Origin of the sequence: Streptomyces pilosus (assembly GCF_014649835.1) — a bacterium.
GTDB classification, from domain to species: Bacteria; Actinomycetota; Actinomycetes; order Streptomycetales; family Streptomycetaceae; genus Streptomyces; species Streptomyces pilosus.
The window spans coordinates 246,351-258,037 of record NZ_BMTU01000007.1 but is presented as its reverse complement, the minus strand read 5'-3'; the positions used below and the strand labels follow the sequence as shown (position 1 = coordinate 258,037).

The 11,687-nt window shown below is 74.3% G+C and carries 10 protein-coding genes; 5 read left to right on the top strand and 5 right to left on the bottom strand.

Translation table 11 applies throughout. From position 1 onward, the window contains the following. Nucleotides 1-61 precede the first annotated feature (61 nt). Nucleotides 62-2,632: a DEAD/DEAH box helicase gene (locus IE118_RS20015; RefSeq protein WP_189559334.1), complete on the bottom strand. Its 2,571-nt coding sequence runs from the start codon at nucleotides 2,630-2,632 to the stop codon at nucleotides 62-64. 479 nt (nucleotides 2,633-3,111) lie between these two features. On the opposite strand from IE118_RS20015, the gene IE118_RS20010 reads away from it, so the two are divergent. Beyond that, entirely contained in the window at nucleotides 3,112-3,867 is a 756-nt protein-coding gene (locus IE118_RS20010) for a ferritin-like domain-containing protein (RefSeq protein ID WP_189559333.1), read from the top strand. Between the two features lie 57 nt (nucleotides 3,868-3,924). On the opposite strand, the gene IE118_RS20005 is transcribed toward IE118_RS20010, so the two are convergent. The 4 genes from IE118_RS20005 to IE118_RS19990 form a co-directional block, all read right to left on the bottom strand. Beyond that, entirely contained in the window at nucleotides 3,925-4,194 is a 270-nt protein-coding gene (locus tag IE118_RS20005) for a hypothetical protein (RefSeq protein WP_189559332.1), read from the bottom strand. 173 nt (nucleotides 4,195-4,367) lie between these two features. Then, nucleotides 4,368-4,595, bottom strand: coding sequence for a DUF3107 domain-containing protein (locus IE118_RS20000; protein WP_019522837.1), 228 nt, complete (start codon nucleotides 4,593-4,595; stop codon nucleotides 4,368-4,370). Nucleotides 4,596-4,738: 143 nt separating this feature from the next. Continuing rightward, entirely contained in the window at nucleotides 4,739-5,383 is a 645-nt protein-coding gene (locus IE118_RS19995; protein WP_189559331.1) for a TetR/AcrR family transcriptional regulator, read from the bottom strand. Nucleotides 5,384-5,580: 197 nt separating this feature from the next. Then, entirely contained in the window at nucleotides 5,581-5,808 is a 228-nt protein-coding gene (locus tag IE118_RS19990; RefSeq protein WP_189559330.1) for an Rv3202a family protein, read from the bottom strand. A 229-nt stretch (nucleotides 5,809-6,037) separates the two neighbouring features. Here IE118_RS19990 and IE118_RS19985 point away from each other — a divergent pair, with 229 nt between their 5' ends. The 4 genes from IE118_RS19985 (at nucleotide 6,038) to IE118_RS19970 (ending at nucleotide 11,630) form a co-directional block, all read left to right on the top strand. Next, complete coding sequence (locus tag IE118_RS19985) at nucleotides 6,038-7,093, top strand: alpha/beta fold hydrolase (protein ID WP_189559329.1); 1,056 nt, start codon at nucleotides 6,038-6,040, stop codon at nucleotides 7,091-7,093. An 8-nt stretch (nucleotides 7,094-7,101) separates the two neighbouring features. Further along, nucleotides 7,102-8,664, top strand: coding sequence for a DUF3152 domain-containing protein (locus IE118_RS19980; RefSeq protein WP_189559328.1), 1,563 nt, complete (start codon nucleotides 7,102-7,104; stop codon nucleotides 8,662-8,664). 192 nt (nucleotides 8,665-8,856) lie between these two features. Then, on the top strand, nucleotides 8,857-10,515 hold the full coding sequence (locus IE118_RS19975) for a DUF3492 domain-containing protein (protein ID WP_229846868.1): 1,659 nt from the start codon (nucleotides 8,857-8,859) through the stop codon (nucleotides 10,513-10,515). Continuing rightward, nucleotides 10,512-11,630, top strand: a complete 1,119-nt coding sequence (locus tag IE118_RS19970; RefSeq protein WP_189559326.1) for a hypothetical protein — start codon at nucleotides 10,512-10,514, stop codon at nucleotides 11,628-11,630. The genes IE118_RS19975 and IE118_RS19970 overlap by 4 nt, the downstream gene beginning before the upstream one ends. Nucleotides 11,631-11,687: the final 57 nt, after the last annotated feature.

Sequence of the window (11,687 nt, the reverse complement as noted above, 5' to 3'; positions counted from 1 at the left end):
GGCGGACATGCCGACGGCCCGGTCCCGCGTGGGGGACCGGGCCGTCGGCGTGGGTGGTGCGTCAGCTCTCCGCGGGTTCCGCGGCGGCCGTGGCCTTCCGGGTACGGCGGGCCCTGGGCTTCGCCTCCCCGGCTGCCTCCGTCTCCGGCGCGGACTGCGCGGGAATGTCGGCGGCGGCCTTGCGCGTACGGCGCGGCTTGGCCTCGGCGGCCTCGACCGGGTCACCGGCCGTGGCGGCCGCTGCCGTCTTCCGCGTGCGCCGGGGCTTGGCCTCGGCGGTGTCCACGGCGGCCTCCGCCTTCTTGGCGGCGGTCTTGCGCGTGCGGCGCGGCTTGGCCTCCGCCTCCCCGCCCTCCGGCGCCGTCTGTGCCGGGATCTCGACGGCGGGGGCCGGCTCCGCGGACTCCGCCGTCTTGCGGATACGGCGGCGCGGCGCGGCCTCGGCGGCGTCGACCGTGTCGCCGGCCGCGGTGGCGGCTGCCGTCTTCCGCGTGCGCCGGGGCTTGGCCTCGGCGGTGTCGACGGCCTCCTCGGCCTTCGCGGCGGCGGTCTTGCGCGTGCGGCGCGGCTTGGCCTCCGCTTCCTCGACGACCGTCTCGGCCTGGGCGGCGGTCTTGCGCGCCCGCCGGGGCTTGCTCTCCGTCGCCTCGACCGCCTCGGCGGTGTCGACCGCGGCCTCGGCCTTCGCCGCCGTCTTGCGGGTGCGGCGGGGCTTGGCCTCGGCGGCCTCGGCCGGCGCGGTGTTCGCCCCGGCGGTGTCGACGGCCTCCTCGGCCTTCGCGGCGGCGGTCTTGCGGGTGCGGCGCGGCTTGGTCGCGACGGCCTCCGCCGGCCCCTCCGCGTTCGCCTCGGCGGTGTCGACGGCCTCCTCGGCCTTCGCGGCGGCGGTCTTGCGGGTGCGGCACGGCTTCGCCTCCGCGGCCGGCGCCTCGGGCTCCGGGGCGACCGGGGTCGCGACGGCCACCGCGGGCTCCTCGGCCGGGGACGGGGCGACGGAGGTCACCGTGTCCACCGCCGCCGTCTCCGCGGACCTGCGGGTCCGGCGGCGGCGCGGCTTCGCGGCGGCCTCGGCGGTGTCCACCGTGCCCTCGGCCGTGTCGACGGCGGACTCCGCCGCCTCCACGGGCTCCGTGATCTCCACCGAATCCGCCGTGACCGCCGACGGGGCGCCCGACGCGGCACCGCCGCGCGTACGGCGGCGACGGCGCGGGATGCGCGGGGCCGTACCGGCCTCCGCCTCTCCGGTGCCCTCACCGGCGCCTTCGGCGACCGGGTTCGCGGGCTGCTGCGCCGCCTCGTCCAGCGGCGTACCGCCACGCGTGCGGCGGCGGCGCCGCGGCGTCCGCGCGGAGCTCTCCCGCTCCTCGGGACGCGAGCCACCGCGGCCGTCGCGGCCACCTCGTCCGTCCCGGCCACCGCGCCCGCGCGGAGCGCGGCCGCCCGGCTCGCCCAGGTCCTCCAGTTCCTCCGCGTCCAGCCCGGCGCGGGTCCGCTCCGAGCGCGGCAGGATGCCCTTGGTGCCCTCGGCGATACCCAGGTCGGTGAACAGGTGCGGCGAGGTGGAGTAGGTCTCCGGCGGGTCGCTGAAGCCCAGGTCCAGCGCCTTGTTGATCAGCTGCCAGCGCGGGATGTCGTCCCAGTCGACCAGCGTGATCGCCGTACCCTTCGCCCCCGCGCGGCCGGTGCGGCCGATGCGGTGCAGGTACGTCTTCTCTTCCTCGGGGGACTGGTAGTTGATGACGTGCGTGACGCCCTCGACGTCGATGCCGCGGGCGGCGACGTCGGTGCAGACGAGCACGTCCACCTTGCCGTTGCGGAACGCGCGCAGCGCCTGCTCACGGGCACCCTGGCCGAGGTCGCCGTGGACCGCGCCGGAGGCGAAGCCGCGCTGCTTGAGCTGGTCGGCGAGGTCGGCGGCGGTGCGCTTGGTGCGGCAGAAGACCATGACCAGGCCCCGGCCCTCGGCCTGCAGTATCCGCGCGACCATCTCGGGCTTGTCCATGTTGTGGGCGCGGTAGACGAACTGCGTCGTGTTCGCGACCGTCGCGCCCTCGTCGTCCGGCGTCGTGGCGCGGATGTGCGTCGGCTGCGACATGTAGCGCCGGGCCAGGCCGATCACCGCGCCCGGCATGGTGGCCGAGAACAGCATCGTCTGGCGCTTCGCCGGAAGCATGTTGATGATCTTCTCGACGTCGGGCAGGAAGCCCAGGTCGAGCATCTCGTCGGCCTCGTCGAGGACGAGCGCCCGCACGTCCTTCAGGTTCAGCTTCTTCTGCCCGGCGAGGTCGAGCAGCCGGCCCGGGGTGCCGACGACCACGTCGACACCCTTCTTCAGGGCCTCGACCTGCGGCTCGTAGGCCCGGCCGCCGTAGATCGCCGTGACGCGCACGTTGCGCACCTTGCCGGCGGTCAGCAGGTCGTTCGTGACCTGCGTGCACAGCTCACGGGTGGGGACGACGACCAGCGCCTGCGGCGTGTCGGTGAGGTCCTCGGGCCGCGCGCGGCCGGCCTCCACGTCCGCGGGGACGGTGACGCGCTCCAGGAGCGGGAGGCCGAAGCCCAGCGTCTTGCCGGTGCCGGTCTTGGCCTGGCCGATGACGTCCGTGCCCGTCAGGGCCACGGGGAGCGTCATCTCCTGGATGGGGAACGGAGTGATGATGCCGACGGCCTCCAGGGCCTCGGCGGTCTCGGGAAGGATTCCGAGCTCTCGGAACGTCGTAGTCAGGATGCTGCCTCTTCTGTGTGCGCGGTGCGAGGCGAGCGCGGGGGTCGTGTAGGGACCGTGCCGGGGACGTCGGCTGCCTTACGGGCGGGGCCGAAGGACACGGGACCACTGCCGACGCTCGAGCGTTCGTACCGCTGAGGTGTCCCTCCGGATTCCGTACGCACTGTGCCGTACGACCGAGAAGGCTGTCGGGTCGGAGCCGATCGGGCCTCCGACCGGGCATCCTCATACTTGCGGCCCGTCGAGTACGTCAGAGTGCTCAGCAGGCGCCTTACCACCATACCCCGGATTCGCGCACACGCCATGGCCGATCTCGTCACGTAGTCGTCGTCACACTGATCGGCCGGGACCTTCCGGTGTGGGACAAGCGGGCTATTGTGCGCTTCATGACGAGCTCTGACAAGCCTGACAACGCCGCGGACACCTCCGACACCACCGCCGGACACACCGGCGTCGCCGCCATGGACTGGGCGGCCGCCTCCGCCGACCCCCAGTACCGTGCCGCCGTCGTGGACCTGCTCGGCGCGCTCGCGTACGGCGAACTGGCGGCGTTCGAGCGGCTCGCGGAGGACGCCAAGCTGGCGCCCACGCTGGCGGACAAGGCGGAGCTGGCGAAGATGGCCTCGGCCGAGTTCCACCACTTCGAGCGGTTGCGCGACCGGCTCGCCGGGATCGGTGAGGAGCCGACGCTCGCCATGGAGCCCTTCGTCGCCGCCTACGACGGTTTCCACAAGCAGACGGCCCCCTCCGACTGGCTGGAGGGCCTGGTCAAGGCCTACGTCGGCGACTCCATCGCCAGCGACTTCTACCGGGAGGTCGCGGCCCGGCTGGACTCCGACACCCGCGCCCTGGTGCTGGCCGTGCTCGACGACACGGGGCACGGCGGCTTCGCCGTGGAGAAGGTGCGCGCGGCGATCGACGCGGACCCCCGCGTCGGCGGGCGGCTCGCCCTGTGGGCGCGGCGGCTCATGGGTGAGGCGCTCTCGCAGTCCCAGCGGGTGGTCGCGGACCGGGACGCGCTGTCGACGATGCTGGTGGGCGGCGTGGCCGACGGCTTCGACCTCGCCGAGGTCGGCAGGATGTTCTCCCGGATCACCGAGGCGCACACCAAGCGGATGGCGGCGCTCGGACTGGCCGCCTGAGGGGTCCCGGACCCCGTCGGTGTCCGGATCACCCCCGGCGCCACCGACGGCGACCGGTCAGGCGGTCGCCGATCGGCGGCGCAGTCTTCCCGCGGGGCGGAGCAGCAGCGACAGCGACGCCACGGACACGATCACCGCACCGAGCAGTATCGTCAGGAAGTTCCCGGCGTCCAGCGCGGTGTTCATGACGAAGGCGCCGGACAGCGCTCCGGCCACACCGGTCGGCAGGACCAGGGCGCGGGCGGGGAGACGGTGCGGCAGGCGGTGGTACGCCGCCCACGCCAGGGTCAGGCCGAGGATCGCGGAGCTGAACGCTTCCAAGAGCATGCTGGGGTCCCTCCCACATGGCCGGCCTGCTCACATCGGTCCTAGCCCGTACTACCCCTGACCTGCGAAATCCAATCCACCCCCGCGGGGGACCCGTGTTCCCTCGTGCGGGAACGCGGAAGGGCCCGGCGGTACGGAACCGCCGGGCCCTTCTCGTGCTGTCCGGTCGTCGCCTAGAGCGCGCCGAAGCCCACCTTGCGCGGGGCCGGCTCGCCGATCTCGACGTAGGCGAGGCGGTCGGCCGGGACCAGGATCTTGCGGCCGTGCTCGTCCACGAGGCTCAGCAGCTGCGACTTGCCGGCCAGCGCCTCGGCCACCACACGCTCGACCTCCTCGGCGCTCTGACCGCTCTCCAGAACGATCTCGCGGGGCGCGTGCTGCACGCCGATCTTGACCTCCACGGCTATGTCCCTCCGACGGTCAGTGAAGTGCGCGACCTTCCGCGCCGTACCAGCACACATTAGCCCGGTGAGGGGACGTACATGCCGCGCCCGGCCACGCCAGGAGCGAACAGCCGACGGGAACACACGCCCGCCGCCGTCCCTCAGTGCTGCTGGTCGGTCCCGTGCAGCGGGAAACCGGCGATGCCCCGCCAGGCGAGCGAGGTCAGCAGCTGCACCGCCTGGTCGCGCGGCACACTGCGGTCGCTGTGCAGCCACGACCGCGCCACCACCTGGGCGAGACCGCCGAGGCCCGACGCCAGCAGCATCGACTCCGCCCGCGACAGCCCGGTGTCCTCGGCGATGACGTCGCAGATCGCCTCCGCGCACTCGTTGGTCACCTTGTCGACACGCTCGCGCACGGCGGGCTCGTTCGTCAGGTCCGACTCGAAGACCAGGCGGAACGCGCCGCCGTCGTCCTCCACGTACGCGAAGTAGGCGTCCATGGTCGCCCGGACGCGCTGCTTGTTGTCCGTCGTCGACGCCAGCGCGTGGCGCACCGACTGGATCAGCGCCTCGCAGTGCTGGTCCAGCAGCGCCAGGTAGAGGTCGAGCTTGCCGGGGAAGTGCTGGTACAGCACCGGCTTGCTGACACCGGCGCGCTCGGCGATGTCGTCCATCGCCGCCGCGTGGTAGCCCTGCGCGACGAAAACCTCCTGGGCGGCGCCCAGCAACTGGTTCCGCCGGGCCCGGCGCGGCAGGCGTGTACCCCTCGGGCGTACCGCGTCCGTCTGCTCGATGGCTGTCACGCCGCCTCCCAATGTCGTCCCTGTGCGGAGTGAGCCGCGCCGCCATCGTACTTTTCGGTAACCGTGGTGTGCGCGGTGAGAGGGCAGAATTTCACGGACCGGACGGAGGCGAAAGCCGTACCGACGGTTTCAAAAGCTGTCAGAGCGGGCAGGGATGGTCCTCTTCTCGCCCGGCGGTATTCCGGCAGACGTCCTCCTCACCGGTAGTCGTCCTCGTCGAGGGAGACGACCCGGGCCTGTTCCACCAGGTCGGCCTCGTTGCCATGCGCCGGGTCGACGCCGGTCAGCGGGTCGTCGCGGTCCGGCGCGACCTCGGCCTGCTGCTCCGCCGCGTCCACCTCGGGCGCCTCGACGTCGTACTCCTGGCCCTCGGACACGTCCTCGTCCTGCGCGAACGTCTCGGGGTCGGTCGGGTCTACGGCCATGCTGGGCTCCCTTCCTACGGATGTCCCTGGGGATGCAGGGGCCACATACGGGTGCCCTCTCCACGAGCCTAGGAGACACCCGATCCGGATGCCATGCGATCCGCGACCGGAACGTGACAGGGCGCGCACGCCGGTGCACAGGGGCGCGCGCCCGGACGCGCGCCGGTCTGGGGCTCCCTGTGACGCCGAACACGTGAACCAGTACGTGATCGTCTCGTAACATTGCCGCATGTCTTCGCCCGAGCTGCCGTCCGTGCCGCCCGCCAACGTGCCGCCCGAGGGCGCGGACGTCAGGGTCGCCGAGGGCGAGCGGCTCCGGTCGGTGGAACTGCCCGGCGTCACGCTCTCGGTGCGGTCCAGGCAGCCCGCGCGCGAGGGCCTGCCCCCCGCGCTCTACGTCCACGGACTCGGCGGCTCCTCGCTGAACTGGTCGGCCCTCATGCCGCTGCTGCACGACGTCGTCGACAGCGAGGCCGTGGACCTGCCCGGCTTCGGCAACTCCCCGCCGCCGGACGACGGCGACTACTCCGTCACCGCGCACGCCCGCGCGGTGATCCGCTACCTCGAGTCCTCCGGCCGGGGCCCGGTGCACCTCTTCGGCAACTCGCTGGGCGGCGCGGTCGCGACCCGTGTCGCCGCCGCGCGCCCCGACCTGGTGCGCACCCTCACCCTCGTCTCGCCGGCCCTGCCGGAACTGCGGGTGCAGCGCACCGCCGTCCCCACGGGACTGCTGGCGCTCCCCGGAATCGCCCTGCTGTTCACCCGCATCACCCGGGAGTGGACGGCGGAACAGCGGGTCCGCGGGGTGCTGAAGCTCTGCTACGGAGACCCCGCGCGGGTGTCGCCGGAAGGATTCCGCAACGCCGTGCAGGAGATGGAGCGGCGGCTGCGGCTGCCGTACTTCTGGGACGCCATGGCGCGCTCCGCGCGCGGCCTCGTCAGCGCGTACACGCTGGGTGGCCAGCAGGGACTGTGGCGCCAGGCGGAGCGGGTGCTCGCGCCGACGCTGCTCGTCTACGGCGGCCGGGACCAGCTCGTCGGGTTCCGGATGGCGCAGCGGTCGGCACGCGCCTTCCGCGACTCCCGGCTGGTGACCCTCCCGGACGCGGGCCACGTGGCGATGATGGAATACCCCGAGACCGTGGCGCTCGCTTTCCGCGAACTCCTCACGCGGGCAACGGATCCCGCCGATGAGGGGGATACTGGGCAGCCGGGAGCGCAGGGCGCTCCGGGTCCGCCCGCCGACACCGGTGGCGGAGCCACCGCAGACGACAAGAGGGGCTGAGGCGCGACGTGGGACGCCACAGCCGTCGGGGACCCGCCCCCAAGGGCGACACCGCGGACACCACCGCAGCACGCCGGGGCCGGGCGCCCCAGGCTCCGCCGGCCCAGGGACCGCTTCAGGCCGGGCGGCCGGCCGCGGGCGGGCCCCAGGGCTACGGGACTCCGTACGGGGACCCGGCCGGGGGAGCGCCGCGCTTCCCGGACGGGACGCCCGCGCACGGTGTGCCGCGCCTGCCGGACGGATGGGCCCCGCAGGGAACCCCGGCGCACGGTTACCCCCGTCTGCCCGACGGGACTCCGGCACACGGTGTGCCGCGGTTCACCGACGGGACTCCGTCGGGGGGTGTTCCGAGGCTGCCCGACGGCACCCCCGCCGAGGGTGTTCCCCGGGCCCAGGCCCGTGGCGGGCACCCCGAGCAGCGGGAGGCCGGGGGCGGCTGGGGCGCGGTGCGCGGCCGGACGGCGGGCGGGCCGGGACACGGCAGACCGGCCGCCGGGCCGAACGCGCCCCTCCCCAGACAGCGGCAGGCGCCCCTGGCGGACCCCAGGGGCCCGCACGGCCCGCACGGCCCGCGCCAGGACTACCTGGACGCCTTCGGTGAGGACGTCGACCTCTTCACCCCGCGCACGCCCGTCCCCGCCCCCCGCCCGCCGGACTCCGCGCACCCGGCCGGCCTCCGCGCCACCGTCACCGGCCGGGACGACGTCCCGGCCGCCGGCGCGGACGACGGTCACCAGTCGCCGGCCGGTGTGCCCGCGCAGCCCAGGGGCGGCAAGGGGCGCGCGTTCACCGGCATCGCGGCCGCCGCCGTCACCACGGTGCTGGCGGTCGTCGTGGCCGGCCAGGTCACCGAGGAACGGGAGGCCCCCGGCGCCCAGGCCCGGTCCACCGGCGAACAGGCCCGCGACGTGCAGGGTTCCGCCTCGCGCGGGGACGAGCGGGAGACACCCGTCGTACCCTCCGCCGAGCCGCTGACGTACGAGCAGAAGATGGACAGGACGTACCCGTTCGCCGCGACGCGGGCGGGCACCGGGAAGTTCGACGCCGTCCCCGGCATCGTCAAGGCGCCCGGCAAGGGAGAGAAGATCACCTACCGGGTGGACGTGGAGCAGGGGCTCGGCCTCGACGGCGAGCTCTTCGCCGACGCCGTGCACAAGACGCTCAACGACGACCGCAGTTGGGCGCACAACGGCGCCCGCACCTTCGAGCGTGTCCACTCCGGCCGCGTCGACTGGGTGATCACCCTCGCCAGTCCCCGCACGACCGCCGAGTGGTGTGCCAGGTCGGGCCTGGACACGACCGAGGACAACGTGTCCTGCGACTCCGCCGCCACCGACCGCGTGATGATCAACGCCTACCGGTGGGCGCAGGGATCGGAGACCTACGGCGACGAGATCCACGCCTACCGGCAGATGCTGATCAACCACGAGATCGGCCACCGCCTCGGCTACAACCACGTCACGTGCGACAAAAACGGCGACCTCGCCCCGGTGATGCAGCAGCAGACCAAGTTCCTCGAACACGACGGGATCAGCTGCCGCCCCAACCCCTGGGCCTACCCGAACGCCTGATCATCAGCTGATCGCACGCTGACCCCCAGCGTCTCGAACGCGTCTCGCACGGGAAAGTTACGCCCGTTCACCCCTTTTGGTGGCGTGATGGACAACCGTCCGTCGCGCCACCACCTCTTCCGCTTACGTTCGTCCCGCTGTGAGCCGCCGGACCAACGGCGGCTCCCCACACGGGAGATCGGGGGTGCACACGTGCGCATCGGACTGCTTACGGAGAGTGGCTACCCGTATGTGGGCGGTGAGGGAGGGCTCTGGTGCGACCGTCTGGTGCACGGACTCGACCGCCACGAGTTCGACGTCTACGCGTTCAGCAGCGGCGAGGCCCAGGAGGACGCCGGCTGGGTGCCGCTGCCGCCCCAGGTCCGCAGGGTGCGCACCGCGCCCCTGTGGGCGGTGGAGGACGACGGGGTGGTGTTCGGCCGCCGCGCGCGCCGGCGCTTCCGGGAGCACTACGGCGACCTGACCGCCGCCCTCTGCGCCGCCGACGACCCGGCCACACCGGAGGCGGACCGTTTCGCCACCGCGGTCCACGGCCTCGCCGCACTCGCCCGCTACGAAGGCGGCCTGGTGTCCGCACTCCGCTCCGAGACGGCCGTACGCGCCCTGGAGCGCGCCTGTCGCGCGCCCGGCGCCCGACGCGCCGCACGGGAGGCCCGCGTCCCCGATCTGCTGACCGTCGCCGCACACCTGGAGTGCGCCCTGCGCCCCCTCTCGCTCGACTGGTACGAGGAGGACGGGCTCGGCGCGGTGGACCTGTGCCATGCCACCGCCGGGGGAGCGGCGGCCCTCCCGGCCCTGCTCGCACACCACTTCTTCGGCATCCCCTTCCTGGTCACCGAGTACGGCGTACGCCTGCGCACGCACTACCTCACCCGCCCCGACTCCCCACCCGCGGTCCGCTCCCTGCTCGCCGCCTTCCACGGCGGGCTCGCCGCCGAGACCTACCGCCGGGCCGCGTTCATCACACCGGGCAACACCCACGCCCGCCGCTGGCAGGAGCGCTGCGGTGCCGACCGGGCCAAGCTGCGCACGGTGTACCCGGGCATGGACCCCGCCCCCTTCGCCGACGTCGGAGAGTCCCCGCGGGAGGCGGACCCGCACACCCTGGTGTGGGTCGGCCGGGTGGAGCCCGCCAAGGACCTGGTCTCCCTGCTGCACGCCTTCGCGGAGATCCGCGCGGCGGAGCCGAAGTCCCGCCTGCGGATCATCGGCGGTCCGTCCGGCCCCGAGGGCGCCGCCTACCTCGGCCACTGCAGGGCGCTGGCCGCACAGCTCTTCCCCGACGAGGCCGACGGACCGCACGCGGTCGGCGACAACCCGGTGTCCTTCGAGGAGCTCGGCGGCCCCGGTCCGGCCACCTCCGCCGACGCCCACGCCGCCGGGGCGGTGACGGTCCTGTCGAGCGTCGTCGAGGGCTTTCCCGTGGGCCTGGTCGAGGCGATGCTCTGCGGGCGCGCCACGGTCTCCACGGACGTCGGCGCCGTCGTGGAGGCCATCGGCGGCACCGGGCTCGTCGTACCCCCGCGCAATCCGCGGGCGCTCGCGGGTGCCTGCGTCTCCCTGCTGCGCGACCCCGAACGCCGCTCACGCCTCGGCGCCGCGGCCCGCGCCCGCGCACTCGAACTCTTCACCGTCGACCAGAACGTCGCGGCCTTCGACGGCCTCTACCTGGAGACCGTCGCCCGCACCCCGGTCCGCCACCTCGTCCTCGACCACACCGGCGACCCCCTCCCCTTCGCGGCACCCGCCGAGGCCCACGTCCCCGGCCACTGGACGACCGACCCCGGCCCCCGCGCCGTCCCCCGATGGGCCATGGACACGCCCGTACCCGCGACGGAGACAGCACGATGAGCGACCTCGGCGAACTGAACCGCGGCACCGTCCCGGGCGCGGCCGACCCGGTCAGGGCACTCCTGCACCGCCACCACGACCTGTGCCGGCGGGCCGTGGACCCCCTGGAGATCGCGGCCGGCCTGGAGGCCCACGGCATCACCGACCGCACCGCCGCCCGCTTCCGCCACCGCGACGTCTTCTCCCTCGCGGAGGAGCTCTACGCCCGGGTCCCCCGCGACGACGACCCCCCGCACCCCGTCCCCCCCGGCGCCGCCCCCCGGGACCGCGCGGCCCTCCTCCTCCCCCTCCTGCCCGGCGCCGTGTGCGCGGCATCCGTGGCCGCCCTGCGGCACACCGACGGCGAGACCCGCCTGTACGCCGCGGCGGGCGGCATCCTCGCCCTCACCCTCGCCCTCCGCGCGGTACTGCGCCGGGGCCCGCTGAGCACCCCCGCCCACGCGCCACGCCCGGCCGCCACCGCCTCCTGGACCTGCTGGCTCATCGGCTACGCCCTCCTCGGTGACGGACTGCTGCACCTGGCGATCACCGGCGGCCCCGACGGCCCACCCGACGGCACCGGCGGCGGTCACTGGCCGCTCGCCACCGCGCCGGCCCTGGCACTCGCCCTCGCCTGCGCGCCCGCCGCCTGGACCACCCAGCTCTTCACCGGCCGCGCCCGCCGCAGGCTGGGATCCAGCCGTGGTCTTGAGGACTTCACCGCCTCGGTGCGCCCCGTGCTGCTGGGCACCGTCGCCCTGTTCCTGCTCGCGCTGACCGCCCTGCTCGCCACGGCGTCCGCTCTCCTCGACGAGCCCTTCGCGCTCCCCGGGACGCTCGCCCTCGGCGCGCTGCTCTTCCTCGCCCGCCTCCTCACGGTCCACGGCTTCACCCACGCCCCGAAGGTCATCCTCATGATCACGGCCGGTGCCCAGGCGACGGCCCTCGCGACGGTCTTCGCCGCCCGCCTCCCCGGCTGCGCCGACCTGTCCGCACCGGTGGAGACCCTGACCGCCTGGCACCCGGCGGCCGTCCCCGCCCTCACCTGCGGCGCAGCCGCCCTGACCCTCCTCGTCCACGCCTCCCGCAGGCTGCCCCGAGCCTCGGCCCACCTCCCGCCGGGCCGGGCCCGGTGACCGGCCGGCACTCCGGCCGCACCCCGGGAACAGCGGCACCGGGACGCCGCGCGGCGC

Coding starts and splice junctions, on each gene's coding strand:
- IE118_RS20015 (WP_189559334.1), bottom strand. CDS start 2,632: ATGACGCTCCCCGTGGCCCTGACGGGCACGGACGTCATCGGCCAGGCC.
- IE118_RS20010 (WP_189559333.1), top strand. CDS start 3,112: ATGACGAGCTCTGACAAGCCTGACAACGCCGCGGACACCTCCGACACC.
- IE118_RS20005 (WP_189559332.1), bottom strand. CDS start 4,194: ATGCTCTTGGAAGCGTTCAGCTCCGCGATCCTCGGCCTGACCCTGGCG.
- IE118_RS19990 (WP_189559330.1), bottom strand. CDS start 5,808: ATGGCCGTAGACCCGACCGACCCCGAGACGTTCGCGCAGGACGAGGAC.
- IE118_RS19985 (WP_189559329.1), top strand. CDS start 6,038: ATGTCTTCGCCCGAGCTGCCGTCCGTGCCGCCCGCCAACGTGCCGCCC.
- IE118_RS19970 (WP_189559326.1), top strand. CDS start 10,512: ATGAGCGACCTCGGCGAACTGAACCGCGGCACCGTCCCGGGCGCGGCC.